Origin of the sequence: Frateuria sp. (assembly GCF_035943815.1) — a bacterium.
Lineage (GTDB): Bacteria > Pseudomonadota > Gammaproteobacteria > Xanthomonadales > Rhodanobacteraceae > Frateuria_A.
Genome location: NZ_DASZBU010000019.1, coordinates 350,885 through 367,740 on the forward strand (window position 1 = coordinate 350,885; position 16,856 = coordinate 367,740).

The window sequence follows — 16,856 nt, forward strand, 5'->3', positions numbered from 1 at the left end:
TGTGTGGACCCGCCCCGGGCCGGTGCAGTCCCAGATGTCTGCCCCAAGGACGAGGATCGGCATGCACGCCCTGAGGAACTTCCTCCCGCCTGCCATTACCTGGCGATGGGCGGCAACCGTGACGACAGCTACGACTCGCGCTACTTCGGCTTCGTGCCGCGCGAGGAGCTCGTCGGTCGCGCACGCTTCGTGGCACTGTCGCTCGATCCGGAACGGCATGGCCTTCTGCGCCACGATCGTTGGGGGCTGGCGTTGCGATGCGCCAGGCGTCGCCGTGACAGGGACTTGCCGTGCGCCATCTGCTGCCGCACCTGCGTGCCGTTCCAAAGCGCAAAGGATCAGGCGGCCGATGCCGTAGACTTGCGCACGATCAGCATCGCCAGTTCCAGCGACTGCTCGTAGTTGAGCCGCGGATCGACCATGGACTTGTAGGCGCGCTTCAGGTCCACCTCGGACAGGTCGCGGGCCCCGCCCATGCACTCGGTGACATCCTCGCCGGTCAGCTCCAGGTGCACGCCGCCCAGGCGCGTACCCGCCGCTGCATGGATGTCGAAGGCCTGGTCCAGCTCGCCCCGGATGTTGTCAAAGCGCCGGGTCTTGTAGCCGTTGGAGGTGCTTTCGGTGTTGCCGTGCATCGGATCGGCCACCCACAGCACGCGCCGCCCCTCGCGTCGGACCGCATTGAGCAGCGGCGGCAACGCACGGGCGATGTCGCCATGGCCCATGCGATGGATCAGGGTCAGCCGGCCCGGTTCGTCCTGTGGGTTGAGCGCATCGATCAGTGGCAGCAGTCGCTCGGGGGTGACCGACGGCCCGACTTTCACTGCGATCGGATTGCGGATGCCGCGGAAATACTCCACGTGCGCACCATCCAGCGCCGCCGTGCGCATGCCGATCCAGGGGAAATGCGTGGACAGGTTGAACCAGCCGGGATTGCGCGGCACCTGCCGGGTGAGCGCCTCCTCGTAGTGCAACAGCAGCGCTTCGTGCGAGGTGAAGAAGTCCACCCGCGAGAAGCTGGCGATCGGGCCGGCCAGGGTTTCCATGAAGCGCAGCGAGTCGCCGATGGCGGCGACCATGCGGCGGTATTCGGCGGCCAGCGGCGAATGTTCGACCCAGGCCAGGTCCCAGTATTCGGGATGGTGCAGGTCGGCGAAGCCACCGTCGATCAGTGCGCGCACGAAATTCATCGTCAGCGCCGAATGCGCGTGCGCCTGGATCAGCCGCTGCGGGTCGGCGCGCCGCGCCTCGGCGGTGAACGCCGGGTCGTTCACCACGTCGCCGCGGAAGCTCGGCAGCGTCACGTCGCCGCGCGTCTCGGTATCGGCCGAGCGGGGCTTGGCGTACTGCCCCGCAAACCGCCCCACGCGCAGCACCGGCCGCTTGAGCCCATGCACCAGCACCAGGCTCATCTGCAGCAGCACCTTCAGCCGGTTGGAAATGACCGGGCTGGTGCAATCGGCAAAGCTTTCCGCGCAGTCACCACCCTGCAGCAGGAAGCGCTGGCCGTCCTGCGCCTCGGCCAGGGCCTGCTTGAGCGCGAGCACCTCCCAGGAAGTGACCAACGGCGGCAGCGCGGCAAGCCGGGCGGTGGCCCGGGCCAGTTCGGCGGCATCCTCGTAATGCGGTTGCTGCAGCGCCACGCGCTGCTGCCAGGAGGCAGGCGTCCAGGAAACGGGCGAGCCGGCCACGGGAATCGGGCGATCGTTCACGGTCGATCCTCGCAATCAGGCGGTACGGCGGCGCAGCGCCGCCGCCAGCGAAAGCACCGCCAGCACTACGAACCACAGGAGGGTCCAGGCAGGCATCGGCAGGCCGAGCACGGGTTCGACCTTGGCGCACTCGCCCGAGCCGGTGAACACCATGCGCAACACCTGCGCGAACGGGAAGGCGTCGAACATGTAGTCGAGCGGCGGCCCGCACGAGGGCACCTGGTCGGCCGGCAGCGACTGGATCCACAGATGCCGCCCGGCCGCCGCCATGCCCCACAGCGCGCCCAGCCATACCCCACCGGCATAGACCCAGCGCAGGCCGCGGCGGGGCGCGTGCAGCGCGCCGACGAGGAAGAACACCGCCATCACCAGGAAACCGATGCGCTGGAAGATGCACAGCGGACACGGGGTCAGCCCCCACGCATACTCGGTATACAGCGCAAAGCCGAGCAGGGCCACGCAAATCAGGAAGCCCAGGAGGAAGCTGACGCGGTAGGACCAGTGCAGAGGATTCATGGCGGCATGTTGCGTTGCGGAAAGTCGACATTACCCGCTTGCTTGCCCGCTGTCAGCAAGCATCGCCGGAACACGAAAAACCCCGGCAGGTCGCCCGGCCGGGGTTGGTCGTTTGGACGTCTGGACGCCCGTACGCGCGAGGCTTACTCGGCCTCTGCAGCAGCGGCTGTCTGCGGGCGGTCGACCAGCTCGACGTAGGCCATCGGCGCATTGTCGCCGGCGCGAAAGCCGCACTTGAGGATGCGCAGATAACCGCCGGGGCGCTGCTGGTAGCGCGGGCCCAGCTCGACGAACAGCTTGCCGACCGCTTCCTTGTCGCGCAGGCGCGCAAAGGCGAGGCGGCGGTTGGCGACGCCGTCGACCTTGGCCAGCGTGATCAGCGGCTCGGCGACGCGGCGCAGTTCCTTGGCCTTGGGCAGGGTGGTGCGGATCAGCTCGTGCTTGATCAGCGAGGCGGCCATGTTCTTGAACATCGCTTCGCGGTGCGAGCTGGTGCGGTTGAGCTTGCGGCCCGATTTCTGGTGGCGCATGGGAAGAACTCTCTCTGTCTGTTGTTATGAAAAGCCGGCAGTCATGTCCGGCTTTCCGCGGTTACCCGCTATTCCGGGCCCTTTCACAACAGGCCCTCGTGAGAAGTGCGGCCATCTTTGGCCGTCTATTGCTCTGGCAGTCCAGAGGACCGCTGGGCCAGCGAGGCCCATCACCGGGCAGCCAAGAGGGCTGCTCCAAAAGGCGTCTGACGATTCCGCCAGCCTGAAACTTCGGCGGCGATCCTTCGATCGCCGCCGCAAACATCAACCCAACTGCATGCCGTGCGACAGGCCCGGCGGCGGCCAGTTCTCGAGCTTCATGCCGAGGGCAAGGCCGCGCGAGCCCAGTACGTCCTTGATCTCGGTGAGCGACTTCTTGCCCAGGTTCGGGGTCTTGAGCAGCTCGACCTCGGTCTTCTGCACCAGGTCGCCGATGTAGTAGATGCTCTCGGCCTTGAGGCAGTTGGCCGAACGCACGGTCAGCTCCAGGTCGTCGATCGGGCGCAGCAGCAGCGGATCGAAACCGCCCTTCTCCGCCTTGTCCGACGCGCTCTCGCGGCGCGAGAAGTCGCCGAACACCGACAGCTGGTCGTTGAGGATCTCGGCGGCCTTGCGGACCGCGTCCTCGGCACCGATGGTGCCATTCGTTTCGATGTCCAGAACCAGCTTGTCGAGGTTCGTGCGCTGCTCGACGCGGGCCGCATCGACCTCGTAGGCCACGCGCAGCACCGGCGCGAAGGATGCATCGAGTTGCAGACGGCCGATCGGTCGCGCTTCGTCGTCCGGATGCTGGCGCGCGCTTGCCGGCTGGTAGCCGACGCCGCGACGCACCTTCAGGCGCATGTTGAGAGCGATGTCCTTGGTCAGGTGGCAGATCACGTGCTCGGGGTTGATGATTTCCACCGAGTGGTCGACGACGATGTCGCCGGCCGTGACCACGCCCCTGCCCTTCTTGGACAGGGTCAGGGTGACCTCGTCGCCCGAATGCTGACGAATCGCCACGTCCTTGAGGTTGAGCAGGACTTCGATCACGTCCTCCTGCAGGCCCTCGAGCGTGGTGTACTCGTGCAGCACGCCATCGATTTCCACCTCGATGATGGCGCTGCCGGGAATCGAGGAGAGCAGCACGCGGCGCAGCGCGTTGCCCAGGGTGTGGCCGAAACCACGCTCGAGCGGCTCCACCACCACCTTGGCGCGGTTGGCTCCGAGCTGCTCGACGCTGAGGCCACGAGGCCGCAGCACACTAGTTGACGAAACTGCCATGCAGGGCTCCGGTAATTACTTCGAATACAGCTCGACGATCAGGGCTTCGTTGATGTCCGAGGGCAGATCGCCGCGATCGGGCATCGACTTGAAAGTACCGGCGAACTTCTTCGCATCCACTTCCAGCCAGATCGGACGCAGGTCCATGGTGTCGAACACGGTCGCCGCTTCCTGCACGCGCAGCTGGGTGCGCGCGCGCTCGGTCAGCGCGACCTCGTCGCCCGGCTTGACCTGGAACGAGGGGATGTTGACCTTCTTGCCGTTGACCAGCACCGCCTTGTGGCTCACCAACTGGCGGGCCTGGGCGCGGGTGACCGCGAAACCCATGCGGTAGACGACGTTGTCCAGGCGGCTCTCGAGCAGGCGCAGCAGGTTCTCGCCGGTGTTGCCCTTGAGGGTCGACGCCTTGGCGTAGTAGTTGCTGAACTGCCGCTCGAGCACGCCGTAGATGCGCTTGACCTTCTGCTTCTCGCGCAGCTGGACGGCGTAGTCGGACATGCGCATGCGCTTGTTGGCGCCATGCTGGCCGGGCTTGTTCTCCAGCTTGCACTTGGAGTCCAGCGCACGGGCCGGGCTCTTCAGGCTGAGATCCGCACCCTCGCGGCGGGCGAGCTTGCAGGTAGCTCCACGATAACGGGCCATGGGGTTACTCCTTAGACTCGACGCTTCTTGGGGGGACGGCAGCCGTTATGCGGAATCGGCGTGACGTCGATGATGTTCAGGACCTTGTAGCCCAGCGCGTTCAGCGAACGCACGGCCGACTCGCGGCCCGGGCCGGGGCCCTTGATACGCACTTCCACGGTCTTCACGCCGTAGTCGCCGGCCGCGCGGCCAGCCTTCTCGGCAGCGACCTGGGCAGCGAACGGGGTGGACTTGCGCGAACCGCGGAAACCCGCGCCGCCGGCAGTCGCCCACGACAGCGCATTGCCCTGGCGGTCGGTGATGGTGACGATGGTGTTGTTGAAGGAGGCCTGCACGTGGGCCACGGCATCCGTGACAACGCGCTTGATCTTCTTCTTGGTCTTGACAGGCTTGGCCATAATTGGTGTCCGTTACTTCTTGATCGCGCGACGCGGGCCCTTGCGGGTGCGCGCATTGGTACGCGTGCGCTGACCGCGCACCGGCAGGCCACGACGGTGGCGCAGGCCGCGATAGCAACCCAGGTCCATCAGGCGCTTGATGGCGATACCCACCTCGCGGCGGAGGTCGCCCTCGACGACGTACTTGCCGATTTCGTGGCGAAGCTTCTCCACCTCGCCCTCGCTGAGGGACTTGATCGGCGTGGTCGGAACCACTCCGGCATCCGCGCAGACCTTCTTGGCCCGGCTGCGGCCGATGCCGTAGATGCTCTGCAGGCCAACCCAGACATGCTTCTGGACCGGCAAATTGACACCCGCGATGCGCGCCATGATGTACTTTCTCCGATGCGTTTCTTGCGCGGTAAACGCGCAATTTTAACCTGAATTACCCGAACAGGAAAGCCCTGCGGCGCCATGCCGCCCGCCTTCCAACGTGACCAACCCCTTTCGCCCCAGCAGCCACTAGTTGCGGCGGAGGTTGGCCTTCTTGAGCAGACTTTCGTACTGGTGGCTGACCAGATGCGCCTGCACCTGGGCGGTAAAGTCCATCACCACCACCACGATGATGAGCAGAGACGTGCCACCGAAATAGAACGGCACGTGCCAGTAGTTCTGCAGGAACGTCGGCACCAGGCACACCAGCACCAGGTAGATCGCGCCCACGCCGGTCAGCCTGGTCATCACGCCGTCGATGTACTCGCCGGTCGCCCGGCCCGGACGGATGCCCGGGATCAGCGCACCGGACCGCTTGAGGTTGTCGGCCGTTTCCTGCGAGTTGAAGACGATCGCCGTGTAGAAGAACGCGAACACGATCACCAGCACCGCGTAGATGATCTCGTACAGCGGCTGGCCCGGCGCGATCGCCTGGGTCAGGCTCTGCAGCCAGCGCGACTGGTGGCCGGCACCGAACCAGCTCACCGCGGTCGCCGGGAACATCAGCAGGCTCGAGGCGAAGATCGGCGGGATCACGCCCGACATGTTGATCTTCAGCGGCAGGTGCGACGTCTGGTTCATGTACGCGCGCTGGCCGCCCGAGCGCCGCGCGTAGTTCACGGTGATGCGCCTTTGGGCGCGTTCCATGAAGACCACGAAGGCCGTCACCGCAAGAACCACCACCACCACCAGGATCAGCTTCAGCACCGACAGCTCGCCGTTGCTGGCCATTCCCAGCGTGCTGGACACCGCGCCGGGCAGGCCCGCCACGATGCCTGCGAAGATCAGCAGCGAGATACCGTTGCCGATGCCGCGCTCGGTGATCTGCTCGCCCAACCACATCAGGAACATCGAGCCGGCCGTCAGGCCTACCACCGACGCCAGGATGAAGCCGAAGCCCGGGGTGTACACCACCGGCGCGCCGCCGGCGGCCGTCTGCGACTGCAGCGCCGCGGCGATGCCGAACGCCTGGAACGCCGACAGCCCAACCGTACCGAAGCGGGTGTACATGGTCATCGTCCGACGACCAGCCTCGCCTTCCTTGCGCAGGGCCTGCAGGCTCGGGACCACCGAGCCCATCATCTGCACCACGATCGATGCGGAGATGTAAGGCACCACGCCGAGCGCGAACACCGAGAAGCGCTGCAGCGAGCCGCCGGAGAACATGTTGAACATGTTCAGCAGGCCGCCGCCGCCCTGGATCAGCCGGGTCATGGCTTCCGGGTTGACGCCCGGCACCGGGATGAACGAGCCGAGCCGGAAGACGACCAGCGCACCAATCACGAAGAAGATGCGCTGGCGGAGTTCCGTCAGCTTGCCGAGCGCGCCGAGCGCATTGCCCTGGGCTTGCGCCACCGTCTTACTCCACGCTGCCGCCGGCAGCCTCGATGGCCGCCTTGGCACCCGCCGTGGCGAGCACACCGGAGAGCTTGACCGCACGACCGATCTCGCCCTTGGCGACGACCTTGATCTTCTTAGCCTTGCTGTCCACCAGACCGGCCTGATGGAGCGCGATCGGGTCGATCACGTCCGCCTTCAGGTTGGCCAGCTGGTACAGGAACACTTCCTGGCTCTCGGCCTTCTTCTTGGAGCGGAAACCGACCTTGGGCAGGCGCCGCTGCAGCGGCATCTGGCCGCCTTCGAAGCCGAACTTATGGGTGCCGCCGGCGCGGGCGTGCTGACCCTTGTGGCCGCGGCCGGCGGTCTTGCCCAGGCCCGAACCGATACCGCGACCGACGCGCAGGCGCGTCTTGCGCGAACCGGCGGCCGGCTTGATGTCGTTGAGACGCATGATGATTACTCCTCGACCCGGACCAGGTAGTAGACCGTGTTGATCAGGCCACGCACCTGCGGGCTGTCCTTCAGTTCACGGACATCGTTGAGCTTGTTCAGGCCAAGCGCCTTGACGCTCAGGCGGTGACGCCCCTGCACGCCGCGCAGGCCCTTGACCAGGCGCACGCGCACGGTGGCGGCGGTGTCGTTGTTCTTAGCCATTGCCCATCACCTCTTCCACGGTCTTGCCACGCTTGGCGGCGATGCGCTTCGGCGAGGCGATCGCCTGCAGGCCCTTGATGGTGGCGCGCACCAGGTTGATCGGGTTGCGCGAACCGACCGCCTTGGCCAACACGTTCTTGACGCCGACCACTTCCAGCACGGCGCGCATCGCGCCGCCGGCGATCACGCCGGTACCTTCGGAAGCAGGCTGCATGAACACGCGCGCCGCGCCGTGGTTGGCCTTGATGGCGTACCACAGGGTGCCGTTGTTGAGGTCGATGCTGACCATGTTGCGGCGGGCGCGGTCCATGGCCTTGGAGATGGCGACCGGCACTTCGCGCGCCTTGCCATAGCCGAAGCCGACCTTGCCCTCGCCGTCGCCGACGACGGTCAGCGCGGTGAAGCTCATCTGGCGGCCGCCCTTGACGGTCTTGGCCACGCGGTTGACGGCGATCAGCTTCTCGAGCAGGCCGTCGGAATTTTCGCGATCGGTAGAAGACATTGTTCGTTTCCGTATGCCCGGACCATCCGGGACTTTTGCTTGCGGCTTGGCCGCTTGTTGTTGTGCTTGCTAAGAACCGGGAACCAGGGTTCCCGGTTTCGTCAGAACTTCAGGCCCGCTTCGCGCGCCGCATCGGCCAGCGCCTTGATGCGGCCGTGGTAGCGGAAACCTGAGCGGTCGAAGGCGACCGAGTCGATGCCGGCGGCGAGCGCACGCTCGGCCACGGCCTTGCCCACCGCCGCAGCGGCAGCCAGGTTCTTCGTGCCCTTCAGGCCCTCGGCCACCGACTTCTGCACGGTGGAGGCGGCTGCCACCACCTTGTCGCCGGCGGCATCGAACACCTGGGCGTAAAGATGCTGGCCAGTGCGGTGCACCGACAGGCGCGCCACGGCGAGCTTGCGGATGTGGGCGCGCGTGGACTTGGCGCGGCGCAGGCGGGATTCGTTCTTGTTCATCTGTCTGTTCCTCGAAAGCGGATCGGCGGTAGTTACGCAGTGCTCTTGTGAGTAGTGCGACCATGGATGGTCGCCTCCACACGCAGGGAAAGCGTACTCAGGCCTTCTTGGCTTCCTTCAAGGTGATCTTCTCGCCGGCATAGCGCACACCCTTGCCCTTGTAGGGCTCCGGCGGGCGGAACGCGCGGATCTTGGCGGCAACCTCGCCGACGCGCTGCTTGTCCGAGCCCTTGATCAGGATCTCGGTCTGCGACGGGGTCTCGAGCGTAATGCCCTCCGGCGCGTTGAACACGACCGGGTGAGAGAAGCCCAGACTGAGGTTCAGCGCCTTGCCGGCCATCGAGGCGCGGTAACCCACGCCGACCAGTTCCAGCTTGCGCTCATAGCCTTCGGACACGCCCTTGACCATGTTGGCCAGGAGGGCGCGCGCGGTACCGCCGAACTTGTCGTCGGCGCCCTCTGCGAGGGCGATGTTGGCCACGCCGTCATTGACGGCCACCGACACGCCAGGCAGTGCATGCACCGACAACGTGCCCTTCGGGCCCTTCACGGAGATGCCATTGGCATCGGACTTCAGTTCCACGCCCTTGGGCAGGTTGATCGGTTTCTTGGCAACGCGGGACATGGGAACTCCTTACGCCACTTGGCCGATGACTTCGCCGCCCAGGCCGCGGGCGCGGGCCTGCGCATCGGTCATCAGACCGGCGGAAGTCGAGATGATCGAGATACCCATGCCGCCGAGCACCTTCGGCAGCTCGTCCTTGCCGCGATACACGCGCAGACCGGAGCGGGAAACACGGGAAATGGCCTCGATGGCCGGGCGGCCTTCGAAATACTTGAGCTTGATCTCGAGCACCGGCTTGCCTTCCGCATCGGAAGTCTTGGCGTCGAGGATGTAGCCCTCGTTCTTGAGGAGGTTGGCGATCGCCAACTTCAGCTTCGACGACGGCATGCTTACGGCCTGCTTGCCCGTGAGCTGGGCATTGCGGATACGCGTAAACAGATCGGCGATGGGATCAGTCATGCTCATGAAAACATCCTTCAGAGTGCACCGATATCCGAGTAACCGGAAATCTTCTAAGTTGTGAGGCGGCCATTCACCGCCAGTCTGCTTTGAGCAGACGGACGACTATAGCAGCTTTTTCCGGTCAAGCGAACATCCGTGCGAAAAATGCACCGGCAGGCCAGCGCGGCCTGCCTTTGGATGCGGGCGGGCGCCGAGGCGCCCCTTCCCTTGGGGTTTTACCAGCTGGCCTTGCGCAGACCCGGCACGTCGCCGCGCATGGTCGCCTCGCGCAGCTTGTTGCGGCCCAGGCCGAACTTGCGGTACACGCCACGCGGACGGCCGGACAGCTCGCAGCGGTTGCGCTGGCGCACCGGGCTGGCGTCGCGCGGCAGCTTCTGCAGCTTGGACTGAGCGTCCATCTTCTCGTCGTACGAGGCGTTCGGGTTCAGCACGATCGCCTTCAGTTCGGCGCGCTTGGCGGCGAACTTCTTGACGAGCTTGGTCCGCTTGATGTCGCGGTTGACCATCGAGGTCTTTGCCATGTGTTTCTCTCGCTCTTAAGGAGGCGCGCGTCAGTTGCGGAACGGGAAGCTGAAAGCTTCCAGCAGCGCCTTGGCCTCTTCGTCGGTCTTGGCGGTGGTGGTGATGGAGATATCCATGCCGCGCATCGCGTCGATCGCGTCGAAGTCGATTTCCGGGAAGATGATCTGTTCCTTGATGCCGAAGTTGTAGTTGCCACGGCCATCGAAGGCTCGGCCGGAAACACCGCGGAAGTCGCGGGTACGCGGCAGCGAGATGTTGATCAGGCGGTCCAGGAATTCCCACATGTTGGCGCGGCGCAGGGTGACCTTGCAGCCGATCGGCCAGCCGTCGCGGATCTTGAACGAGGCCACGGACACGCGCGCCTTGGTCGTGATCGGCTTCTGACCGGCGATCTTGGTCATGTCGGCCACGGCGTTCTCAAGAATCTTCTTGTTGCCGGCAGCCTCGCCCACACCCATGTTCAGGGTGATCTTCGTGATGCGCGGAACCTGCATCACGTTCTCGTAGCCGAACCGCTCGGTGAGCTTCGGCACGACTTGCTCTTTGTAAATCTTCTCAAGGCGCGTCATGACATTTGTTCCTTACGCGTCCAGCTGTTCGCCGTTGGAGCGGAACACGCGGACCTTGCGCCCATCGGAGAGCGCCTTGGCACCTACGCGCTCACCCTTGCCCGTGGCGGGGTTGAACGGCTGCACATTGGAGATGTGGATCGAGGCCTCGCGCTCGACGATGCCGCCAGCCTGGTTGGCCTGCGGGTTGGGCTTGGTGTGGCGCTTGACGATGTTCACGTTGGAGACGAACACACGGTCGCCATCCACGCGCAGCACGTCACCGCGCTGGCCCTTGTTCTTGCCGGCGATCACGAGGACCTGATCACCCTTGCGGATACGGTTCATGGTTTTTCTCCGCTCAAAGCACTTCGGGCGCGAGGGAGACGATCTTCATGAACTTCTCGCCGCGCAGCTCACGCGTGACCGGTCCGAAGATACGGGTGCCGATCGGCTCGAGCTTGTTGTTGAGGAGGACCGCTGCATTGCCGTCGAAACGGATCAGCGAGCCATCGGGGCGACGCACGCCCTTGGCGGTACGCACCACCACGGCGTTGTAGACCTCGCCCTTCTTAACCTTGCCGCGCGGAATGGCATCCTTCACGGTGACCTTGATCACGTCACCGATCGCGGCGTAGCGACGGTGCGAGCCGCCGAGCACCTTGATGCACATCAGTTCCTTGGCGCCGCTGTTGTCGGCCGCGGAAAGCGTGCTCTGCATCTGGATCATGTCTGCACCCTCCTCAGACGGCCGCGCGCGTGACGATTTCGACCACGCGGTGATGCTTGGTCTTGGACAGTGGACGGCACTCGGCGATACGCACGAGGTCGCCCTCGTTCGCGCCCAGGTCATCCTGCGCGTGCAGCTTGGTCGACCGGCGGATGATCTTGCCCAGCAGGCCGTGCTGCACCTGGCGCTCAATCAGGACGGTGACCGTCTTGTTCATCTTGTTGCTGATGACGCGACCCTCGAGGGTGCGCGCCCCGCTCTTAGCAGCGGTGTTCTGGTTGTCGCTCATGTCGGCGGTCCCTTACTTCTTCGTGCCGAGCACGAACTTCGTGCGGGCGATGTCGCGCCGGACGCGGCGCAGCTGGTGCGGCTGGCTGAGCTGGCCGGTACCCTTCTGCATGCGCAGGTTGAACTGCTCCTTGCGCAGGTCCAGCAGATGCTGCTTCAGCTCGTCGGCCGACTTGGTGTTCAGATCGTTGGTGGCCATCACATCACCGCCCGGGTCACGAATTGGGTCTGCACGGAGAGCTTGGCGGCGGCCAGGCGGAACGCCTCGCGTGCCGTAGCCTCGTCGATACCCTCGATTTCATAGAGCATGCGGCCCGGCTGGATCGGGGCGACCCAGAACTCGACGCCGCCCTTGCCGGCGCCCATACGCACTTCGATGGGCTTTTTGGTGATCGGCTTGTCCGGGAACACGCGGATCCACAACTTGCCGCCACGCTTGACGAAACGGGTGATGCAACGACGGCCGGCCTCGATCTGGCGCGCGGTCAGCGCGCCATGGGTGGTCGCCTTCAGGCCGTATTCGCCAAAGCTGACGAGGTTGGCGCACTGCGCCAGGCCATCGTTGCGGCCCTTGAACTGCTTGCGGAATTTGGTTCGCTTCGGTTGCAACATGGCAACTCTCCTTACTTCGCCGTCCGCTCGCGGCGGCCTTCACCGCCCTCGCGACGCGATTCACGACGACCCTCGCCACCTTCGCGGCGCGGCTGCGACTGCTCGTCCTTCGACTCCTGCGACGCTGCCGCCAGGTCGAAGATCTCGCCCTTGTAGACCCACACCTTGATGCCGATGATGCCGTAGGTGGTCTTCGCCTCGGCAAAGCCGTAGTCGATGTCGGCACGCAGGGTGTGCAGCGGCACGCGGCCCTCGCGGCTCCACTCGGAGCGCGCGATCTCGGCACCGTTCAGGCGGCCGGACACGTTGATCTTGATGCCCAGCGCGCCCAGGCGCATGGCGTTGCCGACCGCCCGCTTCATGGCACGGCGGAACATGATGCGGCGCTCCAGCTGCTGGGCGATCGACTCGGCCACCAGCTGCGCGTCGAGCTCGGGCTTGCGCACTTCGTTGACATTGATGTGCGCCGGAACGCCCATCATGTCAGACACTTCCTTGCGCAGCTTCTCGATGTCCTCGCCCTTCTTGCCGATCACCACGCCCGGACGGGCGGTGTGGATCGTCACGCGGGCGGTCTTGGCCGGACGCTCGATCTGGATCTTGGAGATGCCGGCCTGCGCCAGCTTCTTGCGCAGCATCTCACGGACCTTGAGGTCGGCCGCGAGGTACTTGGCATACTCGCCCTTGTTGGCGTACCACTTCGAATTCCAGTCCTTGGCGATGCCGAGGCGGATACCGGTGGGATGAACTTTATGACCCATCGTCTTCTGTCCTCTTACTCGCCGACGACCACGGTGATGTGGCTGGTGCGCTTCAGGATGCGCGAACCGCGACCCTTGGCGCGGGCATACATGCGCTTCATCGCCGGACCTTCGTCCACGAAGATGCGCGAGACCTTCAGCTCGTCGACGTCGGCGCCGAGATTGTTCTCGGCGTTGGCGACGGCCGAAAGCAGCACCTTGCGGACAAGGTGGGCGGCCTTCTTGTTGGTGAACTGGAGCACGTCGCTGGCGCGGCCCACGGGCATGCCGCGGACCAGGTCAGCCACCAGGCGTGCCTTCTGCGCCGAGATGCGGGCGCTGCGCAGGATCGCTTTGGCTTCGGTGCTCATCTTACTTGCCCTTCTTGTCGCCGCCGTGACCCTTGAAGGTGCGGGTCACCGCGAACTCGCCGAGCTTGTGCCCGACCATGTTCTCGTTGACGAGCACCGGCACGTGCTGGCGACCGTTGTGGATGGCGATGGTCAGGCCCACCATTTCGGGCAGGATCATCGAGCGGCGCGACCAGGTCTTGATCGGACGCTTGTTGTTGGCGGAAACGGCGGCTTCCACCTTCTTTGCGAGGTGCAGGTCGATGAACGGACCTTTCTTTAGGGAGCGCGGCATGATCGTTTCCTGTTACTTGCGACGACGCACGATGAACTGCTGCGTGCGCTTGTTGTTGCGGGTCTTGTAGCCCTTGGTCGGCGTGCCCCACGGGCTGACCGGATGACGGCCGCCGGAGGTACGGCCTTCACCACCGCCGTGCGGATGGTCGACCGGGTTCATCACCACGCCGCGCACGGTCGGGCGGATGCCCTTCCAGCGCTTGGCGCCGGCCTTGCCGAGCTTCTTCAGGCTGTGCTCGGAGTTGCCGACTTCACCGATGGTCGCGCGGCAGTCGACCGGCACGCGGCGCATCTCGCCGGAGCGCAGGCGCAGCGTGGCGTAACCGGACTCGCGGGCGACCAGTTGCACGGAGGCACCGGCGCTGCGGGCGATCTGTGCGCCCTTGCCTGCCTTCATCTCGATGCAGTGGATGGTCGAACCGACCGGAATGGCGCGCAGCGGCAGGCTGTTGCCGGCCTTGATCGGCGCGTCGGAACCGGACACCAGGCGGTCGCCCACCTGCACGCCCTTGGGCGCAATGATGTAGCGGCGCTCGCCGTCGGCGTAGCACAGCAGAGCGATGTGCGCGGTGCGGTTCGGATCGTACTCGATGCGCTCGACCTTGGCGGCGATGCCTTCCTTGTCGCGCTTGAAGTCGATGATGCGGTAGGCCTGCTTGTGGCCACCACCGCGATGACGCGTGGTGATGCGACCGTAGTGGTTGCGGCCACCCGTCTTGGACTGCGATTCGGTCAACGGCGCGTAAGGCGCGCCCTTGTGCAGGCCTTCGGTGCGGACGCTGACAGAGTCGCGGCGGCCCGGCGAGGTCGGCTTGTGAGTGATCAGTGCCATCTCAATTCAACTCCTTGAGCTCAGGCCTTGGCCGAAACGTCGATGGTCTGACCATCGGCGAGGCGGACGTAGGCCTTGCGCTTGCCCTGGCGGCTGCCAGCGCGGAAACGGAAGGACTTGACCTTGCCCTTGGCGTTGACGAGGTTCACCTGCTCGACCTTGACGTCGAACATCTGCTCCACCGCCGCGCGGACGTCGGCCTTGGTCGCCTCGGGGGCGACCACGAATACGTACTGGTTGTTCTCGGCCAGGCGCGCGGACTTCTCGGAGATGTGCGGCGCACGCAGCGTGTTGAGAATGCGTTCGTTGCTCATGCCAGCCATTCCTCGATCTTCTTCACGGCCTCGGCGGTCATTACGACGTAGTCGGAACCGACCAGGCTGACCGGGTTCAGCGCCATCACGTCGACCACGTGCAGGTACGGGATGTTGCGGGCGGCCAGGAACAGCGCCTCGTTGGCATCCTCGGACACCAGCAGCACGCGACCGGCGACCTGCAGCTCGGCCAGCTTGGCGACCATCGCCTTGGTCTTGGCTTCCTCGATGCCGAAGCCTTCGACCACCTTCAGGCGGTCCTGGCGGTTCAGCTCGGAAAGGATCGAGCGAATCGCTACGCGATAGGCCTTGCGGTTGACCTTCTGCTCGAAGCTGCGCGGCTTGGCCGCGAAGGTGACACCACCGCCGACGAAGATCGGGGCGCGGTAGTCGCCGTGACGGGCGCCGCCGCCCTTCTGCTTCTTGAACTTCTTGGTAGTGCCCGACAATTCACCGCGCGACAGCTGCGCCTTGGTACCGGCGCGACCGCCGGCCTGGTACGCAACCACCACCTGGTGGATCAGGGCCTGCTTGAACTCGGTGCCGAACACTTCCTCGGACACGGCGAGCGGCTTGGCGCCAATGACATTCAGTTCCATGGCGTCTCTCCTCAACCCTTGGTGGTCGGGCGGATCACGACGTCGCCGCCGGTCGCACCCGGCACCGCGCCCTTGACCGCGATCAGGTGACGCTCGGCGTCGACCTTGACCACTTCCAGACCCTGCTGCGTGCGATTCACCGCACCCATGTGGCCGGCCATCTTCTTGCCCGGGAACACGCGGCCGGGCGTCTGGCGCTGGCCGATCGAACCCGGCGCGCGGTGCGACAGCGAGTTACCGTGCGTCGCATCGCCCATCGAGAAGTTGTGGCGCTTGATGGTGCCCTGGAACCCCTTGCCCTTCGAGACGCCGGCGACGTCGACGATCTGGCCGGCCGAGAAGATCTCGTCCGCCTTGATCTCGGCGCCGACGCTGTACTTGCCGATGTCCTCGGCAGCGACGCGGAACTCCCACAGGCCACGACCCGGCTCGACCTTCGCCTTGGCGTAGTGACCCTTTACCGGCCGAGTCAGCAGCGAGGCGCGCTTGACGCCCGCAGTGACCTGGATCGCGGTGTAACCATCGTTGTCTTCGGTCTTCAGCTGGGTGACGCGGTTCGGGGTCGCTTCAATCAGCGTCACCGGAATCGAGCGTCCGTCTTCAGTGAAGAGCCGGCTCATGCCGCACTTGCGGCCAACCAGTCCGATACTCATCTTCGTATCCTGTCTGTCGCTCAGCCGAGCTTGATCTGGACGTCCACGCCAGCGGCGAGGTCAAGCTTCATGAGCGCGTCCACGGTCTTGTCGTTGGGGTCGACGATGTCGAGCACACGCTTGTGGGTGCGCGTTTCGTACTGGTCGCGCGCGTCCTTGTCGACGTGCGGCGAGACCAGGATGGTGTAGCGCTCGATCTTGGTCGGGAGCGGGATGGGACCGAGCACCGTAGCGCCGGTGCGCTTGGCCGTCTCGACGATCTCGCTGGCCGAGCGGTCGATCAGACGATGATCGAACGCCTTGAGGCGGATGCGAATCTTCTGGTTCGCCATAAAACCGTGTCCTGTTATCGAAAGAACAAATGCTTGTTTCGAGGTAGCTTCTCACCGCCTCGCACAACCCTTCTGAAGCCGCTCGGAGCACCTAAGCGCCCCGGGCGAAAAAGCTAGGCGAGCACAAACGGCTCGCCTAGACAGAAAATTATAAGTCGCGCAACACACAAAGGTCAACAGAATGTCATCTGTGACCGATGTTTACGTTGCGAGGGCCTTCCCGGCCTGCGAACTCGAAGCACGTCCTGCGCCTCATTTCGCGGTATCGGCCCCGAGCAACACCGGAGCCGTCAAGTTATCAAGTATAGCAGCCAACCCGCGTTCGATGCCAGCCTTGCGGACACCCACGCGAAAAAAACGGCGGCCCCTGAGGACCGCCGGCCGGATCTTACTTGATGACCTTGGCCACCACGCCGGCGCCGACGGTGCGGCCGCCTTCGCGGATGGCGAAGCGCAGGCCCTCGTCCATCGCGATCGGGTGGATCAGGCTCACCACCATCTTGATGTTGTCACCCGGCATGACCATCT

31 protein-coding genes are annotated in these 16,856 nt (G+C 65.1%); 1 reads left to right on the forward strand and 30 read right to left on the reverse strand.

Annotated features, from left to right (window positions below; genetic code table 11):
* Positions 1 to 3 precede the first annotated feature (3 nt).
* Positions 4 to 402: a S26 family signal peptidase gene (locus VGU65_RS15445; RefSeq protein ID WP_327477203.1), complete on the forward strand. Its 399-nt coding sequence runs from the start codon at positions 4 to 6 to the stop codon at positions 400 to 402.
* Here the strand turns inward: VGU65_RS15445 and VGU65_RS15450 are convergent.
* The 30 genes from VGU65_RS15450 to VGU65_RS15595 form a co-directional block, all read right to left on the reverse strand.
* Complete coding sequence (locus VGU65_RS15450) at positions 339 to 1,712, reverse strand: class II 3-deoxy-7-phosphoheptulonate synthase (protein ID WP_327477205.1); 1,374 nt, start codon at positions 1,710 to 1,712, stop codon at positions 339 to 341. The two genes, VGU65_RS15445 and VGU65_RS15450, sit on opposite strands and share 64 nt — an antisense overlap.
* A 15-nt stretch (positions 1,713 to 1,727) precedes the next feature.
* Positions 1,728 to 2,228 carry a disulfide bond formation protein B gene (locus VGU65_RS15455; RefSeq protein WP_327477207.1) on the reverse strand — a complete coding sequence of 167 codons (501 nt, stop codon included), beginning with the start codon at positions 2,226 to 2,228 and terminating at the stop codon, positions 1,728 to 1,730.
* Between the two features lie 143 nt (positions 2,229 to 2,371).
* On the reverse strand, positions 2,372 to 2,758 hold the full coding sequence (gene rplQ, locus VGU65_RS15460) for a 50S ribosomal protein L17 (protein WP_327477209.1): 387 nt from the start codon (positions 2,756 to 2,758) through the stop codon (positions 2,372 to 2,374).
* A gap of 264 nt (positions 2,759 to 3,022) precedes the next feature.
* A complete protein-coding gene (locus VGU65_RS15465) occupies positions 3,023 to 4,021 on the reverse strand; it encodes a DNA-directed RNA polymerase subunit alpha (RefSeq protein WP_327477211.1) in 999 nt (332 codons plus the stop codon).
* A gap of 15 nt (positions 4,022 to 4,036) precedes the next feature.
* Positions 4,037 to 4,663 (reverse strand): 30S ribosomal protein S4, encoded by a 627-nt coding sequence (gene rpsD, locus VGU65_RS15470; protein WP_327477213.1) that lies wholly within the window; start codon positions 4,661 to 4,663, stop codon positions 4,037 to 4,039.
* A gap of 11 nt (positions 4,664 to 4,674) precedes the next feature.
* Positions 4,675 to 5,061, reverse strand: coding sequence for a 30S ribosomal protein S11 (gene rpsK, locus VGU65_RS15475; protein WP_007513384.1), 387 nt, complete (start codon positions 5,059 to 5,061; stop codon positions 4,675 to 4,677).
* Positions 5,062 to 5,073: 12 nt separating this feature from the next.
* A complete protein-coding gene (gene rpsM, locus VGU65_RS15480; protein ID WP_017461853.1) occupies positions 5,074 to 5,430 on the reverse strand; it encodes a 30S ribosomal protein S13 in 357 nt (118 codons plus the stop codon).
* Between the two features lie 132 nt (positions 5,431 to 5,562).
* The gene (secY, locus tag VGU65_RS15485) at positions 5,563 to 6,888 is read right to left on the reverse strand and encodes a preprotein translocase subunit SecY (RefSeq protein ID WP_327477216.1); all 1,326 of its coding nucleotides are present in this window, start codon (positions 6,886 to 6,888) and stop codon (positions 5,563 to 5,565) included.
* A gap of 4 nt (positions 6,889 to 6,892) precedes the next feature.
* A complete protein-coding gene (gene rplO, locus VGU65_RS15490) occupies positions 6,893 to 7,330 on the reverse strand; it encodes a 50S ribosomal protein L15 (protein ID WP_515404993.1) in 438 nt (145 codons plus the stop codon).
* Positions 7,330 to 7,527 carry a 50S ribosomal protein L30 gene (gene rpmD / locus VGU65_RS15495; protein WP_209619607.1) on the reverse strand — a complete coding sequence of 66 codons (198 nt, stop codon included), beginning with the start codon at positions 7,525 to 7,527 and terminating at the stop codon, positions 7,330 to 7,332. Before rpmD ends, rplO begins: the two co-directional genes overlap by 1 nt.
* Positions 7,520 to 8,029: a 30S ribosomal protein S5 gene (gene rpsE, locus VGU65_RS15500; RefSeq protein ID WP_327477221.1), complete on the reverse strand. Its 510-nt coding sequence runs from the start codon at positions 8,027 to 8,029 to the stop codon at positions 7,520 to 7,522. The genes rpmD and rpsE overlap by 8 nt, the downstream gene beginning before the upstream one ends.
* A gap of 101 nt (positions 8,030 to 8,130) precedes the next feature.
* The gene (gene rplR / locus VGU65_RS15505; protein ID WP_327477223.1) at positions 8,131 to 8,484 is read right to left on the reverse strand and encodes a 50S ribosomal protein L18; all 354 of its coding nucleotides are present in this window, start codon (positions 8,482 to 8,484) and stop codon (positions 8,131 to 8,133) included.
* Positions 8,485 to 8,581: 97 nt separating this feature from the next.
* Complete coding sequence (rplF, locus tag VGU65_RS15510; protein ID WP_327477225.1) at positions 8,582 to 9,109, reverse strand: 50S ribosomal protein L6; 528 nt, start codon at positions 9,107 to 9,109, stop codon at positions 8,582 to 8,584.
* A 9-nt stretch (positions 9,110 to 9,118) separates the two neighbouring features.
* Positions 9,119 to 9,514, reverse strand: a complete 396-nt coding sequence (gene rpsH / locus VGU65_RS15515) for a 30S ribosomal protein S8 (protein WP_327477226.1) — start codon at positions 9,512 to 9,514, stop codon at positions 9,119 to 9,121.
* A gap of 212 nt (positions 9,515 to 9,726) precedes the next feature.
* Entirely contained in the window at positions 9,727 to 10,032 is a 306-nt protein-coding gene (gene rpsN / locus VGU65_RS15520; RefSeq protein ID WP_327477228.1) for a 30S ribosomal protein S14, read from the reverse strand.
* A 30-nt stretch (positions 10,033 to 10,062) separates the two neighbouring features.
* On the reverse strand, positions 10,063 to 10,602 hold the full coding sequence (gene rplE / locus VGU65_RS15525; RefSeq protein WP_327477230.1) for a 50S ribosomal protein L5: 540 nt from the start codon (positions 10,600 to 10,602) through the stop codon (positions 10,063 to 10,065).
* A 12-nt stretch (positions 10,603 to 10,614) separates the two neighbouring features.
* On the reverse strand, positions 10,615 to 10,929 hold the full coding sequence (gene rplX, locus VGU65_RS15530) for a 50S ribosomal protein L24 (RefSeq protein ID WP_327477232.1): 315 nt from the start codon (positions 10,927 to 10,929) through the stop codon (positions 10,615 to 10,617).
* A gap of 13 nt (positions 10,930 to 10,942) precedes the next feature.
* On the reverse strand, positions 10,943 to 11,311 hold the full coding sequence (rplN, locus tag VGU65_RS15535; protein ID WP_014402147.1) for a 50S ribosomal protein L14: 369 nt from the start codon (positions 11,309 to 11,311) through the stop codon (positions 10,943 to 10,945).
* A 13-nt stretch (positions 11,312 to 11,324) separates the two neighbouring features.
* Entirely contained in the window at positions 11,325 to 11,600 is a 276-nt protein-coding gene (gene rpsQ, locus VGU65_RS15540) for a 30S ribosomal protein S17 (protein ID WP_327477234.1), read from the reverse strand.
* 12 nt (positions 11,601 to 11,612) lie between these two features.
* Complete coding sequence (gene rpmC, locus VGU65_RS15545; protein WP_091340512.1) at positions 11,613 to 11,798, reverse strand: 50S ribosomal protein L29; 186 nt, start codon at positions 11,796 to 11,798, stop codon at positions 11,613 to 11,615.
* Entirely contained in the window at positions 11,798 to 12,211 is a 414-nt protein-coding gene (gene rplP / locus VGU65_RS15550) for a 50S ribosomal protein L16 (protein ID WP_327477240.1), read from the reverse strand. Before rplP ends, rpmC begins: the two co-directional genes overlap by 1 nt.
* A gap of 11 nt (positions 12,212 to 12,222) precedes the next feature.
* Positions 12,223 to 12,972 (reverse strand): 30S ribosomal protein S3, encoded by a 750-nt coding sequence (rpsC, locus tag VGU65_RS15555; protein WP_327477242.1) that lies wholly within the window; start codon positions 12,970 to 12,972, stop codon positions 12,223 to 12,225.
* Between the two features lie 14 nt (positions 12,973 to 12,986).
* Positions 12,987 to 13,322 carry a 50S ribosomal protein L22 gene (gene rplV / locus VGU65_RS15560; RefSeq protein WP_181300981.1) on the reverse strand — a complete coding sequence of 112 codons (336 nt, stop codon included), beginning with the start codon at positions 13,320 to 13,322 and terminating at the stop codon, positions 12,987 to 12,989.
* Between the two features lies 1 nt (position 13,323).
* Positions 13,324 to 13,596, reverse strand: coding sequence for a 30S ribosomal protein S19 (gene rpsS / locus VGU65_RS15565; RefSeq protein WP_056001708.1), 273 nt, complete (start codon positions 13,594 to 13,596; stop codon positions 13,324 to 13,326).
* A 12-nt stretch (positions 13,597 to 13,608) separates the two neighbouring features.
* On the reverse strand, positions 13,609 to 14,430 hold the full coding sequence (rplB, locus tag VGU65_RS15570) for a 50S ribosomal protein L2 (RefSeq protein WP_327477247.1): 822 nt from the start codon (positions 14,428 to 14,430) through the stop codon (positions 13,609 to 13,611).
* Positions 14,431 to 14,450: 20 nt separating this feature from the next.
* Complete coding sequence (gene rplW / locus VGU65_RS15575; protein WP_414655835.1) at positions 14,451 to 14,744, reverse strand: 50S ribosomal protein L23; 294 nt, start codon at positions 14,742 to 14,744, stop codon at positions 14,451 to 14,453.
* Entirely contained in the window at positions 14,741 to 15,343 is a 603-nt protein-coding gene (gene rplD, locus VGU65_RS15580) for a 50S ribosomal protein L4 (RefSeq protein ID WP_327477251.1), read from the reverse strand. The genes rplW and rplD overlap by 4 nt, the downstream gene beginning before the upstream one ends.
* 11 nt (positions 15,344 to 15,354) lie before the next feature.
* The gene (gene rplC, locus VGU65_RS15585) at positions 15,355 to 15,996 is read right to left on the reverse strand and encodes a 50S ribosomal protein L3 (protein ID WP_327477252.1); all 642 of its coding nucleotides are present in this window, start codon (positions 15,994 to 15,996) and stop codon (positions 15,355 to 15,357) included.
* A gap of 20 nt (positions 15,997 to 16,016) precedes the next feature.
* Positions 16,017 to 16,328, reverse strand: coding sequence for a 30S ribosomal protein S10 (gene rpsJ, locus VGU65_RS15590; protein WP_014402136.1), 312 nt, complete (start codon positions 16,326 to 16,328; stop codon positions 16,017 to 16,019).
* Between the two features lie 388 nt (positions 16,329 to 16,716).
* Positions 16,717 to 16,856 (reverse strand): EF-Tu C-terminal domain-related protein (locus VGU65_RS15595; RefSeq protein WP_524537788.1); only part of this gene is annotated, 140 nt, incomplete at its 5' end.